Consider the following 22,188-nt stretch of genomic DNA (forward strand, 5'->3'; position numbering starts at 1 on the left):
GTGGGAGAGGGCCAGGGTGAGGGCATCAGCGCCCTCGATGTTAATTTGCGGTCTTCTTCATCATACTGAAAATAAACAACACCGCCGCGCACAGTACCACCGACGGCCCCGCTGGCGTGTCATAAAACGCCGAGAAGGTTAACCCGCCCGTCACCGCAATCATTCCGATAATCACCGCGATACCGGCCATTTGCTCCGGCGTACGCGCAAAACGGCGCGCAGTGGCGGCAGGAATTATCAGCAGCGACGTGATGATCAGCGCGCCGACAAACTTCATCGCCACGCCGATGGTTAACGCCGTCACCAGCATCAACAGCAGCTTCACGCGCTGAAGCTTCACGCCATCGACAAAGGCCAGATCCGGGCTGACGGTCATAGCCAGTAAATTCCGCCACTGCCACAGCAGGATCCCGAGCACCACTGCCACGCCAATGGCAATAGAAATCAGATCTTCGGGCGTGACGGCCAGCAGATCGCCAAACAGGTAGGCCATCAGGTCCACGCGGATGTTTGACATCAGGCTCACCACCACCAGGCCCAGCGACAGGGCGCTGTGCGCCATAATGCCGAGCAGGGTATCAATTGCCAGATGAGGACGTTTTTCCAGCCAGACCAGACCGGCAGCCAGCAGCAGCGTGACGACAATCACCGCATAAAACGGGTTCACGTCCAGTAACAAACCAAACGCCACACCCAGCAATGAAGCATGGGCCAGCGTATCGCCGAAATAGGACATTCTGCGCCAGACGACAAACGAGCCGAGTGGACCCGCGGCGCAGGCAAGCATAATCCCGGCCAGCCAGCCGGGCAGTAACAGTTCAATCATGAGTGTCCATTTCCCCGACGCAGGACGATTCGTCCCTGTAAATCATGGCGGTGATTGTGATTATGACGATAGATGCCCAGCTGCTCGGCGCCACGATGGCCAAACATAGAGATAAATTCCGGATGCATTGACACCACTTCCGGCGTGCCGGAACAACAAATGTGATGGTTCAGGCACAGCACTTCGTCGGTTTTGGCCATCACCAGATGCAGATCATGGGACACCATCAGCACCGCGCAGTTTAGCTCCCGACGGAGCTGGTCAATCAGATCGTACAGCGCAACCTGACCGTTGACGTCAACACCCTGCGTCGGCTCGTCCAGGACCAGCAGCTGAGGGCTGCTGAGCAGGGCGCGGGCAAGTAATACGCGCTGGGTTTCACCGCCCGACAGCTTTTGCAAGGGCGCCTCAACAAGATGTCCCGCCTGAACGCGTTTCAGCGCCGGGAGGATATCCACTTTACGCGTACCGGGACGGAGGCGCAGGAAGCGGCTCACCGTCAGGGGCAGGGTGGCATCGAGGTGTAATTTTTGCGGCACATAGCCGATACGCAACTTGTCTTGGCGGACGATAACACCTGCATCAGGGGCTACCAGGCCTAATACGACGCGTACCAGCGTCGACTTGCCTGCACCGTTAGGGCCGAGCAGCGTGAGTATTTTGCCGGGCTTCAGATTCAGCGACACCTCAGAAAGGACGCGGCGCTGGCCGAATGAGACCGAAACATTTTCAAGAGAAACTAAAGTCGTCATGTCAATTTAAGCTTGCAGAAGTCATCGAATGTTATAATATCACATTCCACGCATTCATTACGATGATTAGTCGCATTATGTTACAGAAAAATACGCTTCTTTTCGCAGCTTTATCCGCTGCTCTTTGGGGTACAACAGCACAAGATGTTAACGCCGCCGTTGTCGCTTCGCTTAAACCGCTTGGGTTTATCGCCTCTGCCATCGCGGATGGGGTCACTGAGACCCAGGTTCTGCTGCCTGACGGTGCTTCCGAGCATGATTATTCCCTGCGTCCATCTGATGTAAAACGCTTACAGAACGCGGACTTAGTCGTCTGGATTGGTCCTGAGATGGAAGCGTTCATGCAGAAGTCAGCCAGTCAGCTTCCCGCTGAGAAACAGGTGACGATTGCCGGGCTGTCCGGCGTGAAACCGTTACTCATGAAAGGAGCTGAGGACGAGGGTGACGAACACGACCACGACCATGCTCACGGTGAAAAAGGTGACGACCATCACCATCACGGCGAATACAACATGCATCTCTGGCTCTCCCCAGAGATAGCGCGGCTTACAGCGGTTGCAATCCACGACAAATTAGTGGAACTTATGCCGCAAAGTCGAATCAAACTCGACGCCAACCTGAAGGATTTTGAGGCTCAATTAGCCGCAACCGACAAACAGGTGGGTAACGAGCTCGCACCGCTTAAAGGAAAAGGGTACTTCGTTTTTCATGATGCCTACGGGTATTACGAGAAACATTACGGTCTGACCCCGCTGGGGCATTTTACCGTCAACCCTGAAATTCAGCCTGGTGCGCAGCGTTTACATGAAATCAGAACACAGTTGGTTGAGCAAAAAGCGACATGCGTTTTTGCTGAGCCACAGTTCAGGCCAGCGGTCGTAGAAGCCGTGGCCAGGGGAACATCCGTGCGCATGGGAACCCTTGACCCGCTAGGTACGAACATCCAGTTGAGCAAAGCGAGCTATTCGCAGTTCCTCAGCCAACTGGCGAATCAGTATGCGAGCTGCCTGAAAGGAGATTAACGAGGAAGTGAATACGTGCAACAGATAGCCCGCTCTGTCGCCCTGGCATTTAACAATCTGCCTCGACCCCACCGCGTTATGCTGGGGTCGCTTACAGTTCTCACATTAGCGGTCGCCGTCTGGCGGCCCTATGTTTACCACCCGAGTTCCGCCCCAATCATTAAAACCATCGAACTGGAGAAGAGCGAGATCCGCTCTCTGCTGCCTGAGGCCAGCGAGCCTATCGATCAGGCCGCTCAGGAAGATGAAGCGATTCCCCAGGATGAGCTGGATGACAAGATCCAGAATGAAGCCGGCATTCATGAATATGTTGTTTCTACTGGCGATACGCTGAGCAGCGTCCTGAACCAGTACGGTATCGACATGGGCAACATCAGCCAGCTCGCCGCATCCGATAAAGAGCTGCGTAACCTGAAAATTGGTCAGCAGCTTTCCTGGACCCTAACGCCCGACGGCGATCTGCAACGTCTGACCTGGGAGATGTCCCGTCGCGAAACCCGCACCTACGATCGCACTGCAAACGGTTTCAAAATGACCAGCGAATTGCAGCAGGGCGACTGGGTTAACAGCGTCATGAAAGGGACCGTCGGCGGCAGCTTTGTTTACAGCGCACGCGATGCCGGCCTGACCAGCGCTGAAATCAGCTCGGTGATCAAAGCCATGCAGTGGCAGATGGATTTCCGCAAACTGAAAAAAGGCGATCAGTTCTCTGTCCTGATGTCCCGCGAAATGCTGGATGGTAAGCGCGAGCAGAGCCAGCTGGTGGGTGTTCGTCTGCGTTCAGACGGCAAAGACTACTACGCCATTCGCGCGGAAGACGGTAAGTTCTATGACCGCAGCGGTACGGGTCTGGCAAAAGGCTTCCTGCGTTTCCCAACGGCAAAACAGTTCCGCGTCTCCTCCAACTTCAACCCGCGTCGTCTGAACCCGGTAACTGGCCGCGTAGCGCCGCACCGTGGCGTTGACTTCGCCATGCCGCAGGGCACGCCAGTGCTGGCGGTAGGGGATGGTGAAGTGGTCATGGCGAAACGCAGCGGTGCTGCTGGCTACTACGTTGCTATTCGTCACGGTCGTACGTACACCACCCGCTACATGCACCTGCGTAAACTGCTGGTCAAACCGGGCCAGAAAGTGAAACGTGGCGATCGCATCGCGTTGTCCGGTAACACCGGCCGGTCGACGGGTCCGCACCTGCACTACGAAGTGTGGATCAACCAGCAGGCAGTTAACCCGCTGACGGCAAAACTGCCGCGCACCGAAGGGCTGACCGGCAAAGATCGCAAAGATTACCTGGCGCAGGTGAAAGAGGTGATGCCGCAGCTGCGCTTCGACTAAGCTCTCCTGATTTAAAAAGCCGGCGTCAGTATGCGCCGGCTTTTTCTTTTGTGCGCGGGCGGCAGCCTCGCTACACTATCCGAATATATTTTTGCGTCACCAGACCCTGGAACCCGCATGGAAACCAAAAAAAACAATATTGAGTACATTCCCGAGTTTGAAAAATCTTTCCGCCACCCGCGTAACTGGGGCGCCTGGCTTGGCGTATACGCGTTTGCTGGCATGGCGTTGCTACCTGCTTCCCTCCGCGATCCGGTGCTCGGCAAAGTGGGGCGCCTGGCAGGGCGCTTAGGTAAAAGCGCACGCCGCCGCGCGCAAATAAATCTGTTGTACTGTTTTCCGGATAAAAGCGACGCCGAACGCGAAGCAATCATTGATGACATGTATACCACCGCGCCCCAGGCCATGGCGATGATGGCGGAACTGGCGCTGAAAGGGCCGGAGAAGATCGTCGAACGCGTTGACTGGAAAGGGCTGGAGATCATCGACGAGATGCGTCGCAATGATGAAAAGGTGATTTTCCTGGTGCCGCACGGCTGGGGGGTAGACATTCCGGCGATGTTAATGGCGTCGCAGGGCCAGAAAATGGCGGCGATGTTCCATAATCAGGGAAACAAAATCTACGACTTCGTCTGGAATACCGTGCGCCGTCGCTTTGGCGGGCGTTTGCACGCCCGAAACGATGGCATTAAGCCTTTCATTCAGTCGGTACGTCAGGGTTACTGGGGCTACTATCTGCCCGATCAGGACCACGGCCCGGAACACAGCGAGTTTGTCGATTTCTTCGCAACCTATAAAGCCACGCTACCCGCGATTGGTCGCCTGATGAAAGTCTGCCGCGCCCGCGTGATCCCACTGTTCCCGGTTTATGACGGTAAAACGCATCGCCTGAGCATTGAGGTACGTCCGCCGATGGACGATCTGCTGACCGCAGACGATCACACCATCGCACGTCGCATGAATGAAGAGGTGGAGGTGCTGGTGGGGCCGCATAAAGAGCAATATACGTGGATCCTGAAGCTGCTCAAAACGCGCAAACCTGGCGAAACAGAGCCGTACAAGCGTAAAGAGCTTTTCCCGAAGAAATAGGAAACCTTCACCCCTCTCCCCTTAGGGGAGAGGGGATCGGAGCTTACTCTACGGTCAGTACGCGGGTGGTATTGGTTGAGCCGATGGTGCTCATCACGTCACCCTGCGTCACGATAACGATATCACCGGATACCAGATAACCTTTGTCGCGCAGCAGGTTCACGGCATCGTGCGCGGCGGCCACGCCGTCGTTGGTGCTGTCGAAGTATACTGGCGTCACGCCGCGATACAGCGCCGTCAGGTTCAGCGTACGCTCGTGACGGGACATGGCGAAGATCGGCAGACCGGAGCTGATACGGGACGTCATTAGCGCGGTACGGCCAGATTCGGTCATGGTGATGATCGCCGTGACCCCTTTCAGGTGGTTGGCTGCGTACATCGCAGACATCGCAATCGCTTCTTCCACGTTGTCGAACTGAATGTCCAGGCGGTGTTTAGAGACGTTAATGCTTGGGATCTTCTCTGCACCCAGGCACACGCGCGCCATGGCGGCCACGGTTTCTGCCGGATACTGACCTGCCGCGGTTTCCGCTGACAGCATCACCGCATCGGTACCATCCAGCACGGCGTTCGCCACGTCCATGACTTCCGCACGGGTCGGCATTGGGTTGGTGATCATGGATTCCATCATCTGGGTGGCGGTGATCACCGCGCGGTTCAGCTGACGCGCGCGACGGATCAGCGCTTTCTGGATACCGACCAGTTCAGGGTCGCCAATTTCCACGCCCAGGTCACCACGGGCAACCATCACCACGTCAGACGCCAGGATCACGTCGTCCATCGCGTCCTGATCGCAGACCGCTTCAGCGCGTTCCACTTTCGCAACGATTTTCGCATCGCAGCCTGCATCGCGCGCCAGGCGGCGAGCATAGTTCAGATCTTCGCCGCAGCGCGGGAAGGAGACAGCCAGGTAATCCACGCCGATCTGCGCTGCGGTCACGATATCCGCTTTGTCTTTATCGGTCAGCGCTTCGGCAGACAGGCCACCGCCGAGTTTGTTGATGCCTTTGTTGTTGGAGAGCGGGCCGCCGACGGTCACTTCGGTGAATACCTTCATACCCTGAACTTCCAGCACTTTCAGCTGTACGCGTCCGTCGTCCAGCAGCAGGATGTCGCCAGGCACAACGTCAGCAGGCAGACCTTTGTAGTCGATACCCACTTTTTCCTTATCGCCTTCGCCTTTGCTCAGGTTGGCATCCAGCAGGAATTTATCGCCGATGTTGAGGAAGACTTTGCCTTCTTTAAAGGTCGATACGCGGATTTTTGGACCTTGCAGGTCACCGAGGATAGCAACATGGCGGCCCAGTTTAGCTGCGATTTCACGCACTTTGTCGGCACGTAATTTATGGTCTTCTGGCGTACCGTGAGAGAAGTTCATGCGCACCACGTTGGCACCCGCGGCGATAATCTTTTCGAGGTTATTATCGCGGTCGGTGGCCGGGCCTAAGGTGGTGACGATCTTGGTTCTGCGAAGCCTTCTGGACATGTAATACTCCGTTGACTGAAACAACTTTGGTGTTGCGTGAACATAGAATCGGCCTTCATCTATCGCAAGGCAGTAGCGAGGGGACCGAATGCCGTAAATCGTACATCGTAGTTATTAGGGAACATCGCTCTTTATAAGCAATTCTTTATCAAAACGCGATTCTTTCAGGGCTTCCTTGACCCGCTTCAAGTTATCCCGGAATTTTGCGCCCCGGCGTAAGGTAAAACCGGTCGCCAGCACGTCGATGACCGTCAACTGCGCCAGGCGGGAGACCATCGGCATGTACATGTCGGTGTCCTCCGGTACGTCCAGGGTAATAGCGAGCGTCGCTTCCCTGGCCAGCGGCGTACCTGCCGTCGTCAGGGCGATGACCATCGCATCGTTGTCACGCGCGAGCTGCGCCAGCTCCACCTGGCTCTTGGTGCGGCCCGTATGGGAGATGAGTACCACGACATCATCTTCACTACAATTCATACAGCTCATGCGTTGCAGCACAATGTCATCGGAGTAAATCACCGGCACGTTAAAGCGAAAGAACTTATTCATGGCGTCATGCGCCACGGCGGCGGACGAGCCAAGGCCAAAGAAGGCAATCCGTTTGGCCTGCGTGAGAAGATCGACCGCGCGATTCACTGAACTCATGTCCAGAGACTGGCGAACGTGGTCGAGCGTGGCCATAGCCGATTCAAATATTTTTGCGGTGTAAGCATCAACGCTGTCGTCTTCATCTACATTGCGATTAACATACGGGGTGCCGTTTGCCAGACTTTGGGCCAGATGCAGTTTAAAATCAGGAAAGCCGCGCGTGTCCAGACTACGACAGAATCGATTGACCGTCGGTTCGCTGACGCCCGATTCCTGTGCCAGAGCGGCGATGCTTGAATGAATCGCCTGAGCGGGCGCGGCGAGAATAACTTCAGCCACTTTGCGCTCGGATTTGCTAAGGTGTTCCAGTTGAAACTGGATTTTTTCCAGCATGTTCATTGTTAACAAGACGCTCATGAGGGCATAAACGATTTCATAAAGAGATGAAATCTTGATTCGATTTAGCCGATATTACCCCCGGGACTCCCGAAAGGGTAATCGTCGACAAGAAATGTTGTTGTTTTTTTTCATTACTTGATCGACGTCGGGTTTTGCTCTGACCCTGTTGCGCAAAGAATCGACGTTTGTTGCGTCATCAGACGGGCGTTATGGCCCGGGTGACGAAAAATTACCGTATAGCACGCGACGTTAAGCGCTAATGGTTTCAGGAAACGCGTAAAAGCAGTACAGTGCATTGTAATAAAATTACAACGATACCTGGCAGAGTACCAGGCGATCTAACTGAGGAGAATGACATGGCGGTAACGCAAACAGCCCAGGCATGTGACCTGGTCATTTTCGGCGCGAAAGGCGATCTTGCACGCCGAAAATTGCTGCCTTCCCTGTATCAGCTCGAAAAAGCGGGCCAGATCCATCCCGACACCCGAATCCTTGGGGTAGGACGCGCAGACTGGGATAAGGAGGCTTATACCAAAGTCGTGCGCGAGGCGCTCGAAACGTTCATGAAAGAGAAAATCGATGAAAGCCTTTGGGATAAGCTGAGCGGGCGTCTCGATTTCTGCAACCTGGACGTCAACGATGTAGGCGCCTTTACCCGTCTGGGTGAAATGCTTGACCAGGAAAATCGTGTCACAATTAACTATTTCGCCATGCCGCCAAGCACCTTCGGCGCCATCTGCAAAGGTCTGGGCGAGGCGAAGCTGAACGCCAAACCGGCGCGCGTGGTGATGGAGAAACCGCTGGGTACGTCGCTGGCGACCTCGCGTGAAATCAACGACCAGGTGGGCGAGTTCTTTGAGGAGTGTCAGGTTTACCGTATTGACCACTATCTGGGCAAAGAGACGGTACTGAACCTGCTGGCGCTGCGTTTTGCCAACTCCCTGTTTGTGAACAACTGGGACAACCGCACTATCGACCATGTGGAAATTACCGTGGCGGAAGAGGTGGGCATCGAAGGCCGTTGGGGCTACTTCGACCAGGCCGGCCAGATGCGGGACATGATCCAGAACCACCTGCTGCAAATTCTGTGCATGATTGCCATGTCTCCACCGTCAGATCTGACGGCCGACAGCATTCGTGACGCCAAAGTGAAAGTTCTGAAATCACTGCGCCGTATTGACCGCTCCAACGTGCGCGAGAAAACCGTGCGCGGCCAGTACACCGCAGGTTTTGCCCAGGGGAAAAAAGTTCCTGGCTATCTGGAAGAAGAGGGCGCGAACAAGTCCAGCAACACCGAGACGTTTGTGGCGATCCGCGTGGATATCGACGACTGGCGCTGGGCCGGTGTGCCGTTCTACCTGCGTACCGGTAAACGTCTGCCGGCAAAATGCTCCGAAGTGGTGGTCTACTTCAAGAATCCGGAACTGAACCTGTTCAAAGAATCCTGGCAGGAACTGCCGCAGAACAAACTGACCATCCGTCTGCAACCGGACGAGGGTGTGGATATTCAGATCCTCAACAAAGTGCCAGGCCTTGATCACAAACACAACCTGCAAACTACCAAGCTGGACCTGAGCTACTCTGAAACCTTCAACCAGACGCATCTCGCCGATGCTTACGAGCGTCTGCTGCTGGAAACCATGCGTGGTATCCAGGCGCTGTTCGTCCGCCGCGATGAAGTGGAAGAGGCGTGGAAGTGGGTCGACTCTATCACTGAAGCGTGGGCAGCCGATCAGGACGCGCCAAAACCGTATCAGGCGGGAACCTGGGGACCTGTCGCCTCCGTTGCGATGATCACCCGTGATGGCCGCTCCTGGAACGAGTTTGAATAACCACCTTCTCTAGCCCAAAGGTGTTATTTTACCGGTAACATGATCTAACACAGCAAGTGGCATAATTTTTATCTTTTAAGCTCCGCGTGGATTCACCCGCGGAGCTTTTTTTATTACACTCCCTTCAGACATTTTGCCCCTGTGCTCCGGATATCAGGCGTTTCAGCGTTGTTAACAACCGTCAGAAACTGTGTAAACTCCCGAGCCTGGACAGATAAATTAGAGGAGCTTTTATGAATCCGACATTGTTACGCGTAACACAGCGCATTGTTGAGCGCTCGAAAGAGACCCGTACTGCCTACCTTGCCCGCATCGAACAGGCGAAGAGTGAAACTGTCCATCGCTCTCAGCTGGCCTGCGGGAATCTGGCCCACGGCTTTGCGGCCTGCCAGCCTGGTGATAAAGACGCGCTGAAAAGCATGTTGCGTAACAATATCGCCATAATTACCTCCTATAACGACATGCTTTCAGCCCACCAGCCGTATGAGGCCTACCCGGCTATCATCCGCAATGCGCTGCACAGCGTGAACGCGGTGGGCCAGGTTGCAGGCGGCGTGCCGGCCATGTGTGATGGCGTAACCCAGGGCCAGGACGGTATGGAGCTGTCCTTGCTGAGCCGCGAAGTGATCGCCATGTCGGCGGCAGTGGGCCTCTCTCACAACATGTTTGATGGCGCGCTCTATCTGGGCGTGTGCGACAAAATCGTCCCGGGGCTGGTGATGGCCGCGCTGTCGTTTGGCCATCTGCCAGCGATTTTTGTGCCGTCAGGCCCGATGGCTAGCGGTCTGCCAAACAAGGAAAAAGTCCGTATCCGCCAGCTGTATGCCGAAGGAAAAGCGGACCGTCAGGCACTGCTGGAAGCGGAAGCCGCGTCCTATCATGCGCCGGGCACCTGTACGTTCTACGGTACGGCCAACACCAACCAGATGGTGGTGGAGTTTATGGGTATGCAGCTGCCGGGCTCGTCGTTCATCCAGCCGGATGCGCCACTGCGTAAAGCGCTGACCGAAGCCGCAGCCCGTCAGGTGACGCGCCTGACCGGTAACGGCAACGAGTGGATGCCAATGGGCAAAATGGTGGATGAAAAAGTCATCGTAAACGGGATTGTCGCCCTGCTGGCGACCGGCGGTTCAACCAACCATACCATGCACCTTGTCGCGATGGCGCGCGCGGCGGGCATTCTGATCAACTGGGATGACTTCTCCGATATCTCCTCCGTGGTACCACTGATGGCCCGTCTGTACCCGAACGGTCCGGCGGACATCAACCACTTCCAGGCCGCGGGCGGCGTGCCGGTGCTGATGCGCGAGCTGCTGAAAGGCGGCCTGCTGCATGAGGATGTCAACACGGTGGCGGGCTTTGGCCTGCATCGCTATACCCTTGAACCCTGGCTGAACAACGGTGAGCTGGACTGGCGCGAAGGGGCGAGCGACTCGCTCGATCCTCAGGTTATCGCAACCTTCGAACAGCCGTTCTCTCCTCACGGCGGCACCAAAGTGCTGAGCGGTAACCTTGGACGTGCCGTGATGAAAACCTCTGCCGTGCCGGAAGAGAATCAGGTTATCGAAGCCCCGGCGGTGGTGTTTGAAAGCCAGCACGACGTTTTACCTGCCTTTGACGCGGGTCTGCTTGATAAAGACTGTGTGGTCGTGGTGCGTCATCAGGGACCAAAAGCGAACGGGATGCCAGAATTACATAAACTTATGCCGCCGCTTGGTGTATTATTGGACCGCCGTTTCAAAATTGCACTGGTAACCGATGGACGCCTTTCAGGGGCATCCGGTAAAGTGCCTTCAGCGATTCATGTCACCCCGGAAGCCTACGACGGCGGCCTGCTGGCGAAAGTGCGTGATGGTGACATGATCCGCGTTAACGGTCAGACAGGCGAGTTAACCCTGCTGGTGGATGAAGCAGAGCTGGCGGCGCGTCAGCCACATATTCCTGACCTGAGCGCGTCACGCGTGGGTACCGGACGCGAAATGTTTGGTGCGTTGCGTGAGAAACTCTCCGGTGCGGAGCAGGGCGCAACCTGTATTACGTTTTAAGACGACTTGATTTTAACGATCTGGCGAGAGAAAACTCTGATGAAAAACTGGAAAACAAGTGCAGAAGCAATCCTGACCACTGGCCCTGTCGTGCCGGTTATTGTGGTAAACAAACTGGAGCACGCTGTCCCAATGGCGAAGGCGCTGGTTGCGGGTGGCGTTCGCGTTCTGGAAGTGACCCTGCGTACCGCCTGTGCGATGGATGCGATCCGTGCTATCGCCAAAGAAGTGCCGGAAGCGATCATTGGTGCCGGTACGGTTCTGAATGCGCAGCAGCTGGCGGAAGTGACCGAAGCGGGCGCACAGTTTGCCATCAGCCCGGGGCTGACTGAGCCGCTGCTGAAAGCCGCAACCGAAGGTTCTATTCCGCTGATCCCGGGTATCAGCACCGTTTCTGAACTGATGCTGGGCATGGACTACGGCCTGAAAGAGTTCAAATTCTTCCCGGCTGAAGCGAACGGCGGCACCAAAGCGTTGCAGGCCATTGCGGGCCCATTCTCCCAGGTGCGTTTCTGCCCAACGGGCGGCATCTCTCCGGCCAACTACCGCGACTACCTGGCGCTGAAAAGCGTGCTGTGCATCGGCGGCTCCTGGCTGGTTCCGGCGGATGCGCTGGAAGCAGGCGACTGGGATCGCATCACTAAACTGGCTCGCGAAGCGGTAGAAGGCGCGAAACAGTAAGTTTGTTTGCCGGGTGTCGGCTGCGCCTAACCCGGCCAGCCAGACAGTTAAAACGGGCCTTTCGGCCCGTTTTTTTATCCTGCTACGCTGACGTTCGCAGCCGCTCTTTTTGCTCTCGCGACGGCTTCGTCCACATTTTCCCCGGTAGCTAATGCCACGCCCAGACGACGGCTTCCGTCGATCTCCGGTTTGCCGAACAGCCGGACCTGCAAGCCTGCGCCAACCGCACCTTCGACGTTATCAAAGGTGACATTCTGGCTGGTCAGCTGCGGCAGGATCACCGCCGAGGCTGCCGGGCCGTACTGACGGATGCCGCCAACCGGCAGGCCGAGGAAAGCGCGTACGTGCAGCGCGAACTCGGAGAGATCCTGTGAAATCAGCGTAACCATCCCGGTATCGTGCGGACGAGGGGAGACTTCGCTGAAGATCACCTCGTCGCCGCAAACAAACAATTCCACGCCGAACAGGCCGTAGCCGTCCAGCGCCAGCACCGTCTTGCGGGCGATCTCCTGTGCGCGTGCCAGCGCCAGCGCGCTCATCTGCTGCGGCTGCCAGGATTCGCGATAATCGCCGTCTTCCTGGCGATGACCAATCGGGTCGCAGAAATAAACGCCATCCACGGCGCTGACGGTGAGCAGGGTAATTTCAAAATCAAACTTCACCACGCCTTCCACGATGACGCGCCCGGCCCCGGCTCGGCCGCCCTGCTGGGCATAGTCCCAGGCGTTGTCCAGCGTGCTGCTGTCGCGGATAAAGCTCTGCCCTTTGCCGGAGGAGCTCATTACCGGCTTAATGATGCACGGGTAGCCAATCTCCTCTACGGCCTGGAGAAACGCAGCTTTATCCCCGGCAAAACGGTAGCTGGAGGTCGGGAGCTGTAATTCTTCTGCCGCCAGGCGACGAATGCCTTCCCGGTTCATGGTCAGTTTTGCCGCAGTGGCGCAGGGCACCACGCGCTGGCCTTCCTGTTCAAGGGCAATCAACATCTCAGTGGCAATGGCCTCAATTTCAGGTACCACGAAATCCGGTTTTTCGTCGGCAATTAACCCCCGCAGCGCATTACCGTCAAGCATATCGATGACGTGCGAGCGATGCGCGACGTGCATGGCGGGCGCATTCGCGTAACGGTCCACCGCAATTACTTCCACACCTAAACGCTGGCATTCAATGGCCACTTCTTTACCCAGTTCACCCGATCCCAACAGCATGACGCGCGTCGCGGCGGGACGCAGCGCGGTTCCTAAACGAGTCATAAAAATCCCCCTGAAAAAGATGCGGGCAGTATAAACGAAAACGTTTGCGTCTGTCTTGTATGGGGATAACCGGACAGCAGGGAAATTTGCGCTTCTTTAGCACTGACAGACATTTCCTGACACCCGCTCGCTTAGGCTGTGAAGGTTACGCACTGTTACGTGAGGAAAAATATGTCAGGCTGGATGAATCAACTGCAATCCCTGTTGGGACAAAAAGGCTCGTCGTCCGGCGAGCAGGGTCTGAGCAAGCTGCTGGTGCCGGGTGCGCTCGGCGGGCTGGCCGGTTTGCTGGTTGCCAATAAATCATCGCGGAAACTGCTTACCAAATACGGTACCGGCGCGCTGCTGGCGGGCGGAGGGGCTATTGCAGGCTCCGTCTTATGGAACAAATACAAAGACAAGGTGCGCAGCGCGCATCAGGATGAACCGCAATACGGGAAGCAGGTATCGCCGTTAGATTTACGCACCGAGCGGTTGATCCTCGCCCTGGTCTTTGCGGCCAAGAGCGACGGGCATATTGATGCCAGTGAACGTGCCGCAATTGAACAGCAGATGCGGGAAGCGGGCGTTGAGGAACAGGGCAGGGCGCTGGTGGCGCAGGCCATCGAACAGCCGCTTGATCCGCAGCGTCTGGCGCAAAGCGTGAAAAACGAAGAAGAGGCGCTGGAACTCTATTTTCTGAGCTGTGCCGCCATCGATATCGATCACTTTATGGAGCGCAGCTACCTGAACGCCCTGGGCGATGCGCTGAAGATCCCACAGGACGTTCGTGAGGGAATTGAGCAGGATATTCAGCAGCAGAAGCAGACCCTCGTGGGCTAGAAGGCCATGTTTCGCTTGCATCATACGCGTGTTTTGCCAACCTTATAGGATGTAAAACGAAAAAGTAAGAATGCCATGCCTCCAAAAGCCCGACGTACTCCTTATGCGATCACCACGCATGGCGATACGCGTATCGATAACTACTACTGGCTGCGGGACGATTCTCGTTCCCGGCCAGAGGTGCTGGACTATCTGCACGAGGAAAACGACTATGGCCGCCAGGTCATGGCCAGCCAGCAGGCGCTTCAGGATCAACTTCTGAAGGAAATGGTGCAGCGTATCCCCCAGCGTGATGTCTCTGCCCCGTGGTGCAAAAACGGTTATCGCTATCGCCATATTTATGAGCCGGGAAACGAATATCCCATCTACCAGCGCCAGTCTGTGCTGAGCGCCGAGTGGGATGAATGGGAGATCCTGCTGGATGCCAACAAACGTGCTGCCCACAGTGAGTTTTATACGCTGGGCGGCATGTCCATTTCCCCCGATAACGCCATTATGGCGCTGGCTGAGGATTACCTCTCCCGCCGCCAGTACGGTTTGCGTTTCCGCAATCTTGAAACGGGAAACTGGTATCCCGAAATGCTGGATAATGTCTCCCCCGATTTCGTCTGGGGTAACGATTCAGAAACGGTTTACTACGTTAAAAAGCATGTCTCAACGCTGCTGCCTTATCAGGTCTGGCGTCATACGGTGGGGACCGATTCCGCCGACGATGAACTGGTGTATGAGGAAAAAGATGAGACGTTCTATGTCAGCCTGCACAAAACGTCGTCTCGCCACTACGTGATCATTTTCCTCTCCAGCGCCACCACCTCAGAAGTGCTGCTGCTGGATGCAGAGCTGCCGGATGCGCAGCCTCTGTGCTTCCTGCCGCGCCGTAAAGATCATGAGTACAGCCTGGATCACTTCCAGCACAGCTTTTACCTGCGTTCGAACCGCGAGGGCAAAAACTTTGGCCTTTATAAAACCAAAGTGCGCGATGAACGCAAATGGGAAGTGTTAATTCCCGCGCGCGATCAGGTGATGCTGGAGGGGTTCACCCTGTTTACCGACTGGCTGGTGGTGGAAGAGCGTCAGCGCGGACTGACCAGTATCCGCCAAATCAACCGCAAAACCCGCGAAGTGGTGGGCATTGCGTTCGATGACCCGGCTTACGTAACGTGGATCGGCTTTAACCCGGAACCGGAATCGTCCCGCCTGCGATACGGCTATTCGTCGATGACCACCCCGGATACGTTGTTTGAACTGGATATGGACACCGGGCAGCGTCAGGTGATTAAACAGGCTGAGGTCCGGGGTTTTGAGTCGGAAAATTATCGCAGTGAGCACCTGTGGGTGACCGCACGCGACGGCGTTGAAGTCCCAGTGTCGCTCGTCTATCACAAGGCGCACTTCAACAAAGGTAAAAACCCCATCCTCGTCTATGGCTATGGCTCCTATGGATCCAGCATGGACGCCGATTTCAGCAGCAGCAGGCTGAGCCTGCTCGACCGCGGTTTTGTTTATGCGATTGCCCATATTCGCGGCGGCGGCGAGCTGGGTCAGCACTGGTATGAAGACGGAAAATTTCTCAAAAAGAAAAATACCTTTAATGACTACCTTGATGTTTGCGATGCGCTGATCGCGCAGGGTTATGGCGATCCGCAGCTCTGCTTTGGCATGGGAGGCAGCGCCGGGGGCATGCTTATGGGCGCCGTGATCAACCAGCGGCCTGAACTGTTTAAAGGCGTTATCGCCCAGGTGCCGTTTGTGGACGTGGTGACGACCATGCTGGATGAGTCCATTCCACTGACCACCGGGGAGTTTGAGGAGTGGGGGAACCCGCAGGATGAAACCTATTATCGCTACATGAAAGAGTACAGCCCGTACGATAACGTCGAGGCGAAAGCCTATCCGCATATGCTGGTGACCACCGGCCTGCACGATTCTCAGGTACAGTACTGGGAGCCCGCGAAATGGGTGGCGAAGTTGCGTGAGCTGAAAACTGACGATAATTTGCTGCTGCTGTGTACCGATATGGACTCGGGGCACGGAGGGAAATCAGGGCGATTTAAATCCTATGAAGGGGTGGCGCTGGAGTACGCCTTTTTGATTGGCCTGGCGCAGGATACGCTGCCAGGCCGGGCGGGGACTCAGGCTTCGCCTAAATAATGCTTCAGCGTCAGGCGCAGTTCCGGGCTCATTCTGTCGAGGTTGTTGTACAGCCAGCGCAGATAGCCCGGATCTTTGTCCGCCACTTCCGATACTGGCTTCCCGCGATATTTTCCGAACGTAAAGGTGGTCAGTAGCGCGGGGCGCCCGGTAATGGTCGCCATATCGTCTGGCGTCCAGCCGGAAGTATTCATGATATCAATCAGGAGCGCTGCGGTGATGTAGCAGTCGTAAAGAGCGCGGTGATGATGCAGCCCTTCCGGCGTCCGCACGCTGAGTTTACGCGACTTATACAGCGCCATATTGCTGTATTTGATCCCCGGCCACAGACGGCGCGCCAGCTTCATAGTGCAAATCCATTCGCCGGGCATCTCCGGCAGCACGCGGCGGTCAAAGCTGGCGTTATGGGCCACATACCACTGGCTACCGTGGTAAAGAGGGATGATCTCTTCAATCCACGGCTTATCCGCCACCATCGATTCCGTAATACGATGTATCGCCATCGCCTGCGCACTGATGGGACGATCCGGGCGCACCAGATGGCTCATGGGGTTGACTATCTTTCCGTCAATCACGTCGACAGAAGCGACTTCCACAATTCCACCCTGCAAATCACAGGTTTCGGTATCGATAACGCGCAGCATTGATCGCTCCTGATCCAAAATGCCTAGCCTAATGGAATGATATCGCCTTGCCAACCCTGTTGGCCTAAAGAACCGGTTAGCAGCAGTTCTCCCTTATCCGCACGTACGATCAGCTGACCTTTTTCATCCCATAACGCGCTACCGCCGCGCGCGTTCGCCATTAATACCGCGATGGCGTACTTGTGCGCGAAGCGTTGTAACGAACCGATGGATTGCCGCCAGCGATGCTCGCCCACGGCCAGGCTGCTGGTGAACAGCGTTGCCTCCGGGTCCAGTTCCGGGGCGTCAGCCTGGTTATCCACGATGGTTAACCGTTTATCGCCAGGAATAACACCCGCACCGTTGCCCTGCGGATAACGCCGGATGGTCGACAGGTTAGGGGTGAAAAGCGCGAGTCCTTTCTGGCGCTGGCCGTGTTGCTGGAGTGTAATACCAGCTATCACCGTGATGAAACGTGACTGGGCAGCGTGAAGGAGGGGGGCAAGCTGCAAATCGTCAGGGGGTGGGGGTAAGGATGTTCCGCCTGGGCCGGTAAGCGAAAGCTCCGGAAAGACGATTAAATCGCACCCATGCCAGGCAGCCTCGGCAATAAAGTGCAGGTGATGTTTTACGTGCTCATCAACACAGTTGTGCCGCGGGGCATACTGAGCCGCGGCAATATTCCATCGTGACATCGTGACTTCCTTATACACTAAGTCGCTGGGATTTTAAGATTACACCTAAATTTATCAGGGTTTTCTTATCCTGCCACATAACGCGTAAGGAAGTGTAACGAGACGTTAAGCTTATTTAACTTTAGGTTCGTACGGAAGGCGCGAGAGATTGACGGAGGCGAGGCGATGCGCAATGAGACGTTCGCGAAACCAGTCGCGCAGATGCGCGGGTTGTTCACGCTCTACCACTTCAGCCACGACGGGCATGTTGTAACGCTCTTTGAATGCGACCCCCGCGGCGGCGAGATCGACATTCACTTTGTCCATCTCGTCCTGAGGAAGGGCGGCCAGGTTAACGTTCATTTCCTTCTCCTTTTTCTGCGGCGGCAACGTTACCGCGATTGTTCAACGATGACAAGGGAGCAAAGGATGTTCCTCGACTCGTTAATTATACAGAGTTATTCTTTAGCATTCAGGCATAACGAAAAGGAATGATTGTGATGCATTTTACCCCTTCCCGTGTCGCGTGCGCGCTGGTCTTTCTGCTCTCTTCAGCCATCACGCCCTCAGTTCTGGCCCATGCGCATCTTAAGCAGCAATCCCCGCAGGAAAATACCGTTGCGGTGGCACCAGAGGTCATTACCCTGAACTTCTCGGAAGGCATTGAGCCTGCCTTCAGCGGCGTGGTGGTGACGGACGCGCAGCAGCACAAGATCCAGACCGGCGCGGTGAAGCGTGACGAGAAGGATAACGCAAAGCTGATTGTTCCTCTTGAGAAACCGTTGACGTCCGGCACCTACACGGTGGACTGGCATGTGGTCTCCGTGGATGGCCACAAAACCAAAGGCAGCTATCACTTTAGCGTGAAATAGCATGCTGACCCTGAGCTACGTCGCGTTACGCTTCATCCATTTTGCTGCGCTGATGCTGCTTTTCGGCAACGCGCTCTACAGCGTCTGGTTTGCGCCGTCTTCGTTGCAGCGCCTCATGACCCGGCGTTTCCAGCGGCAGCAGAAACTCGCGGCCTTAATCAGCCTGATAGCGGCTCTGCTGATGTTTGGCCTGCAAAGTGGGTTGATGGGCAACGGCTGGGGCGATGTCATTCGTCCGGCGGTCTGGCGCAGCGTGCTGGGAACGCAATTTGGCGGCGTCTGGTTGTGGCAAATGGTGCTGGCCGTTGTGACGGCGGGCGCTGCATGGCTTACCCCGCAAAAAGGCTCTCGGCTGTTACTGCTCGCGATGGGGCAGCTGGTGCTGCTGGCGGGCGTGGGACATGCCGCGATGAACGGTGGCGCACCGGGAGCGTTGCATCGTCTCAACCATGCGCTTCACCTGCTCTGCGCCGCGACCTGGGTGGGTGGTTTACTGCCGCTGCTGTTTTGTATGCGTCTGGCGAAAGGCCGCTGGCAGCCAGCCGCTATCTTTACCATGATGCGCTTCTCCCGCGTGGGGCATTACGCCGTGGCAGGCGTGCTGCTGACCGGGATAATCAATACGCTCTTTATTGTTGGCATAAACGTGCCGTGGCAGGCGCCTTATGTCCAGCTGTTGTTGTTCAAATGTGCGCTGGTCATGATGATGGTGGCAATTGCGCTGGCGAATCGGTATTTTCTTGTGCCACGCTTTCGCCCGGAGGCCGGGCGGGAACAACAGATTTTTATCAGGATGACACAGGCAGAGGTGGTGCTGGGCGCGCTGGTACTGGCGGCCGTCAGCCTGTTCGCGACCTGGGAACCCTTCTGACAAGGTTAAATAACATATGAATAAGACACTGCTTTCTCTTTTACTTCTCACCTGTGCCAGCAGTGCGTTAGCCGCGCCGCAGGTCATCACTGTCAGCCGGTTTGAAGTGGGTAAGGACAACTGGGCATTTAATCGTGAAGAAGTCATGCTTACCTGCCGTCCCGGTAACGCGCTGTATGTCATCAATCCCAGTACGCTCGTGCAGTATCCGTTAAATGACGTGGCGGAGCAGCAGGTTGCCAGCGGGAAAAGTAACGGACAGCCTGTCAGCGTGATCCAGGTAGATGACCCGGCAAACCCCGGGCAGAAGAAGAGTCTGGCACCGTTTATTGAGCGCGCTGAAAAGCTCTGCTAGCCGTCAGGTTTCCAGTAAAAAAAAACCGCAGGTGCTTGTAAAAGCTCTGCGGTTTTTCACATTTAGTGATGTTCTGACGCTTTTTTTCAGACCACTTTTGCTGTGGACTGGAAAACCTGACGTCGTCATCTATTCTTAAAGGGCAAGGCGATTGAGCCTGCATTAATGCCAACTTTTAGCGCACGGCTCTCTCCCAAGAGCCATTTCCCTGGACCGAATACAGGAATCGTATTCGGTCTCTTTTTATCTGCTTGAAAATAAACGATAAAATCCGGTTTTCGTCTCAGCAGAAGGTTCACTTCCTGTGCGCCTGCTTCAAACATACCACAACCCGGCAGGCGTAAGTCCAGTCCTTTTTGGCTGTTTTGTTAAATTTTTGTTTGTATTTTGCCTGAGACGACTGCGGGATCAATGCGCGCATGTACGGAAGCCGCAATATCATCAAGTAACGCAAAGCGGCGACGGTATTCGGCGCGTTTTTTGCTGGCAATCTCCTCCAGTGCTTTACGCTCCATCTGGAGCGGCAACTGCCAGCAGAAGGGGGAGAGTTTCTTTCCGTTCAGGCCTTCCCAGAACTCGTCGTAGCTGGCGTGAAAATGACGGCCTTTGCTCAGACGGTAGCGCAGCGCGCGGAAAACATGGCCTTCATCGCTGACGGCAAAAATCGCGCTAATGTTCGAGCGTGAGGCAAGCTGGAAGATCACCTCCATCAGCACGCGTTTCGGGAAAAGCCCATGGCAGGCACGGGTAGCCTGCTTAATCACCTCCCGTGAAACATGACGACGTGGACCCTGAAGGCCGCCGATCACCAGCACCGTACGGCCGTTACTGCGTGCGACACAGAACGTCAGGCTGGCAAGCAGCGTATTGTCATTGTCGTGCAGCCAAAGCGTGCTTTCGCCTTCGCGTTCGGCCTTACCTGCGGACGAGGCGTGGACGGTATAGATTTCGCCGTTTTTTGCCTCGAACCGGACAACTGGCGCCTCTTGCGGGCTGGTCAGCGCGTGGGCGAGGGCGATGTTTTTCAGACTATCAATCCACTGATAGTGGCTGATGATAGCATCGGCCCGATCGTTTGAGTTCAGGCCGCGCATCAGATACTGGCGGTGAGTTTTGCTCGGCAAGGTAATTTGAGAGGTGAGCAGCCTGTCGAAATCATCGCGCCCGGACAGGGCCTCCAGCATGCGATGGGTGGAGGACCAGAATAAAAGCGAGCGTAGAAGAAACTTTAACCGGTAATCACGTTTGTGCCAGATTGGGCCGGGAACGCGTTTTCCTCTCACCAGTTCAGAAATAATATTTGTGCGATGCGGATAAAAAACATCGTTTTGCAGGTGTATGTTTGACACGTGAAAATCCCTCTTTTTATTCCGCTCTATTTTAAAGGCCAGGGAATAAGGGATTAATAGCGCAGCGATCTTTATTTCCGGCTGGTTTATGGTTTGTTTGGATTGGCAAAATCCAACGCCAGCTCATGACATTTTCTGTGGCAGCTATACTTCTTACAGGAGGCGTTATGTATCAGAAAATAGAGGGAGAACACTGGCGTCATGTCTGGGTTGTCAGCGATATTCATGGTTGCTATCAGTGGCTTATGGATGAGCTGAAACGACGGCATTTTAATCCTGATACGGATCTGCTGATCTCGGTGGGGGATATTATCGATCGCGGGCCTGACAGCGTAAAATGTTTACAGCTGATGCAGGAAAACTGGTTTTATGCGGTACGCGGTAATCACGAGCAAATGGCGTTAGATGCGCTTGAAAATAATGATTTTAGTCTCTGGTCGATAAATGGCGGTAACTGGTTTACCGGGCTTAAGGACGCTCAACAAAAACAGGCGAAGGGTTTACTCGATGCGTGTCGGGACTTACCGCACATTATTGAAATAACCTGCAAAAACGGTCTGAACGTGATTGCTCATGCGGATTATCCCTCCGCTGAATATGGCTGGCATAAGCCGGTGGATGTCCAGCGCGTGCTGTGGGATCGCGACCGGTTAATGGGCTTTATGGTGGGCAAAGGGCAGGGCATTAGCGGCGCGGATCACTTCTGGTTTGGACATACGCCTGTGGACAAACGCTACGATTTTAACAATCTGCACTACATTGATACGGGGGCAGTATTCGGGGGCTTTCTGACGCTGGCGCAGCTTCAGTAATAAATAACCCGCCTTCGGGCGGGTTCTCTTTGGGTCAGGCAAGACGCAAGACCCAGGCATCGGTTTTACTGTCGTAATGCTCACGGTACAGAACGGAATGTTCCCCATCTAGGATTGCCGGGACGCTGGTATCTGCATCCCAGGCGTCCAGCTGCATGCACAAATCCGGATCGGATTTGCAGGGAATACTTAACGTTCGTTCGCCTTGTGATTCGCCGCGCAATTCAGCGTCGTCGATTTCAAAAGCGCCAATGCGTACGCTGGTTTTCGTCATAATGCTCTCCGGTTTGTTGCCCAAAATCTGGTATGACCAGTGCAGTCACCCATTTTTGATCCTAGACAAGGAGAGCGAAA

The 22,188-nt window shown here is 55.5% G+C and carries 23 protein-coding genes; 12 read left to right on the forward strand and 11 right to left on the reverse strand.

Annotation, left to right across the window (positions count from 1 at the left end):
- Positions 1-40: 40 nt before the first annotated feature.
- Together znuB and znuC are read right to left on the reverse strand one after the other, a co-directional pair.
- Positions 41-826 carry a zinc ABC transporter permease subunit ZnuB gene (gene znuB, locus O1722_RS09345; RefSeq protein ID WP_006811034.1) on the reverse strand — a complete coding sequence of 262 codons (786 nt, stop codon included), beginning with the start codon at positions 824-826 and terminating at the stop codon, positions 41-43.
- The gene (gene znuC / locus O1722_RS09350; RefSeq protein WP_033486802.1) at positions 823-1,578 is read right to left on the reverse strand and encodes a zinc ABC transporter ATP-binding protein ZnuC; all 756 of its coding nucleotides are present in this window, start codon (positions 1,576-1,578) and stop codon (positions 823-825) included. Before znuC ends, znuB begins: the two co-directional genes overlap by 4 nt.
- A gap of 77 nt (positions 1,579-1,655) precedes the next feature.
- Between znuC and znuA the strand changes: the two genes are divergently transcribed.
- The 3 genes from znuA (at position 1,656) to lpxM (ending at position 5,024) form a co-directional block, all read left to right on the forward strand.
- The gene (znuA, locus tag O1722_RS09355; protein WP_032103662.1) at positions 1,656-2,600 is read left to right on the forward strand and encodes a zinc ABC transporter substrate-binding protein ZnuA; all 945 of its coding nucleotides are present in this window, start codon (positions 1,656-1,658) and stop codon (positions 2,598-2,600) included.
- A gap of 15 nt (positions 2,601-2,615) precedes the next feature.
- The gene (gene mepM / locus O1722_RS09360; RefSeq protein WP_033486803.1) at positions 2,616-3,935 is read left to right on the forward strand and encodes a murein DD-endopeptidase MepM; all 1,320 of its coding nucleotides are present in this window, start codon (positions 2,616-2,618) and stop codon (positions 3,933-3,935) included.
- A gap of 117 nt (positions 3,936-4,052) precedes the next feature.
- Complete coding sequence (gene lpxM, locus O1722_RS09365; protein ID WP_015570283.1) at positions 4,053-5,024, forward strand: lauroyl-Kdo(2)-lipid IV(A) myristoyltransferase; 972 nt, start codon at positions 4,053-4,055, stop codon at positions 5,022-5,024.
- Positions 5,025-5,067: 43 nt separating this feature from the next.
- On the opposite strand, the gene pyk is transcribed toward lpxM, so the two are convergent.
- A complete protein-coding gene (gene pyk, locus O1722_RS09370; RefSeq protein WP_003859767.1) occupies positions 5,068-6,510 on the reverse strand; it encodes a pyruvate kinase in 1,443 nt (480 codons plus the stop codon).
- A 114-nt stretch (positions 6,511-6,624) separates the two neighbouring features.
- The gene (locus tag O1722_RS09375) at positions 6,625-7,494 is read right to left on the reverse strand and encodes a MurR/RpiR family transcriptional regulator (RefSeq protein ID WP_003859769.1); all 870 of its coding nucleotides are present in this window, start codon (positions 7,492-7,494) and stop codon (positions 6,625-6,627) included.
- Positions 7,495-7,850: 356 nt separating this feature from the next.
- On the opposite strand from O1722_RS09375, the gene zwf reads away from it, so the two are divergent.
- The 3 genes from zwf (at position 7,851) to kdgA (ending at position 12,052) form a co-directional block, all read left to right on the forward strand.
- Positions 7,851-9,326 carry a glucose-6-phosphate dehydrogenase gene (gene zwf / locus O1722_RS09380; RefSeq protein ID WP_003859771.1) on the forward strand — a complete coding sequence of 492 codons (1,476 nt, stop codon included), beginning with the start codon at positions 7,851-7,853 and terminating at the stop codon, positions 9,324-9,326.
- A 233-nt stretch (positions 9,327-9,559) separates the two neighbouring features.
- Positions 9,560-11,371, forward strand: coding sequence for a phosphogluconate dehydratase (edd, locus tag O1722_RS09385; protein WP_017693246.1), 1,812 nt, complete (start codon positions 9,560-9,562; stop codon positions 11,369-11,371).
- 39 nt (positions 11,372-11,410) lie between these two features.
- Positions 11,411-12,052, forward strand: a complete 642-nt coding sequence (gene kdgA, locus O1722_RS09390) for a bifunctional 4-hydroxy-2-oxoglutarate aldolase/2-dehydro-3-deoxy-phosphogluconate aldolase (RefSeq protein WP_003859774.1) — start codon at positions 11,411-11,413, stop codon at positions 12,050-12,052.
- Between the two features lie 74 nt (positions 12,053-12,126).
- Here the strand turns inward: kdgA and purT are convergent, their stop codons facing one another.
- Positions 12,127-13,305 (reverse strand): formate-dependent phosphoribosylglycinamide formyltransferase, encoded by a 1,179-nt coding sequence (purT, locus tag O1722_RS09395; protein ID WP_033486804.1) that lies wholly within the window; start codon positions 13,303-13,305, stop codon positions 12,127-12,129.
- A 171-nt stretch (positions 13,306-13,476) separates the two neighbouring features.
- On the opposite strand from purT, the gene O1722_RS09400 reads away from it, so the two are divergent.
- Positions 13,477-14,127 carry a tellurite resistance TerB family protein gene (locus tag O1722_RS09400; protein WP_015570286.1) on the forward strand — a complete coding sequence of 217 codons (651 nt, stop codon included), beginning with the start codon at positions 13,477-13,479 and terminating at the stop codon, positions 14,125-14,127.
- Positions 14,128-14,202: 75 nt separating this feature from the next.
- Positions 14,203-16,278 (forward strand): oligopeptidase B, encoded by a 2,076-nt coding sequence (gene ptrB / locus O1722_RS09405; protein ID WP_017693247.1) that lies wholly within the window; start codon positions 14,203-14,205, stop codon positions 16,276-16,278.
- On the opposite strand, the gene exoX is transcribed toward ptrB, so the two are convergent.
- The 3 genes from exoX to O1722_RS09420 all read right to left on the reverse strand — a co-directional run bounded on the left by exoX (position 16,260) and on the right by O1722_RS09420 (position 17,938).
- Positions 16,260-16,922: an exodeoxyribonuclease X gene (gene exoX / locus O1722_RS09410; protein WP_015570288.1), complete on the reverse strand. Its 663-nt coding sequence runs from the start codon at positions 16,920-16,922 to the stop codon at positions 16,260-16,262. The genes ptrB and exoX overlap by 19 nt on opposite strands.
- 23 nt (positions 16,923-16,945) lie before the next feature.
- Positions 16,946-17,596: a carbon-nitrogen hydrolase family protein gene (locus O1722_RS09415; RefSeq protein WP_003859783.1), complete on the reverse strand. Its 651-nt coding sequence runs from the start codon at positions 17,594-17,596 to the stop codon at positions 16,946-16,948.
- A gap of 111 nt (positions 17,597-17,707) precedes the next feature.
- Positions 17,708-17,938, reverse strand: a complete 231-nt coding sequence (locus tag O1722_RS09420; protein ID WP_003859784.1) for a DNA polymerase III subunit theta — start codon at positions 17,936-17,938, stop codon at positions 17,708-17,710.
- A 137-nt stretch (positions 17,939-18,075) separates the two neighbouring features.
- Here O1722_RS09420 and yobA point away from each other — a divergent pair, with 137 nt between their 5' ends.
- From yobA to O1722_RS09435, 3 genes are read left to right on the forward strand one after another with little or no spacing between them, the layout of a single operon-like run.
- Complete coding sequence (gene yobA, locus O1722_RS09425; RefSeq protein ID WP_023296802.1) at positions 18,076-18,447, forward strand: CopC domain-containing protein YobA; 372 nt, start codon at positions 18,076-18,078, stop codon at positions 18,445-18,447.
- Position 18,448: 1 nt separating this feature from the next.
- Entirely contained in the window at positions 18,449-19,318 is an 870-nt protein-coding gene (gene copD / locus O1722_RS09430) for a copper homeostasis membrane protein CopD (protein ID WP_017384341.1), read from the forward strand.
- A gap of 16 nt (positions 19,319-19,334) precedes the next feature.
- Complete coding sequence (locus O1722_RS09435) at positions 19,335-19,673, forward strand: YebY family protein (protein WP_033486805.1); 339 nt, start codon at positions 19,335-19,337, stop codon at positions 19,671-19,673.
- Between the two features lie 125 nt (positions 19,674-19,798).
- On the opposite strand, the gene O1722_RS09440 is transcribed toward O1722_RS09435, so the two are convergent.
- Together O1722_RS09440 and O1722_RS09445 are read right to left on the reverse strand one after the other, a co-directional pair.
- Entirely contained in the window at positions 19,799-19,996 is a 198-nt protein-coding gene (locus tag O1722_RS09440) for a hypothetical protein (protein WP_017693250.1), read from the reverse strand.
- A gap of 45 nt (positions 19,997-20,041) precedes the next feature.
- Positions 20,042-21,022, reverse strand: coding sequence for a VirK/YbjX family protein (locus O1722_RS09445; RefSeq protein ID WP_033486806.1), 981 nt, complete (start codon positions 21,020-21,022; stop codon positions 20,042-20,044).
- A 167-nt stretch (positions 21,023-21,189) separates the two neighbouring features.
- Between O1722_RS09445 and pphA the strand changes: the two genes are divergently transcribed.
- Complete coding sequence (gene pphA, locus O1722_RS09450; protein ID WP_033486807.1) at positions 21,190-21,834, forward strand: protein-serine/threonine phosphatase; 645 nt, start codon at positions 21,190-21,192, stop codon at positions 21,832-21,834.
- A gap of 34 nt (positions 21,835-21,868) precedes the next feature.
- On the opposite strand, the gene O1722_RS09455 is transcribed toward pphA, so the two are convergent.
- Positions 21,869-22,108: a YebV family protein gene (locus O1722_RS09455; RefSeq protein WP_003859885.1), complete on the reverse strand. Its 240-nt coding sequence runs from the start codon at positions 22,106-22,108 to the stop codon at positions 21,869-21,871.
- Between the last annotated feature and the right edge of the window lie 80 nt (positions 22,109-22,188).

This window comes from Enterobacter cloacae complex sp. HYC003_NIDB, from assembly GCF_056673375.1.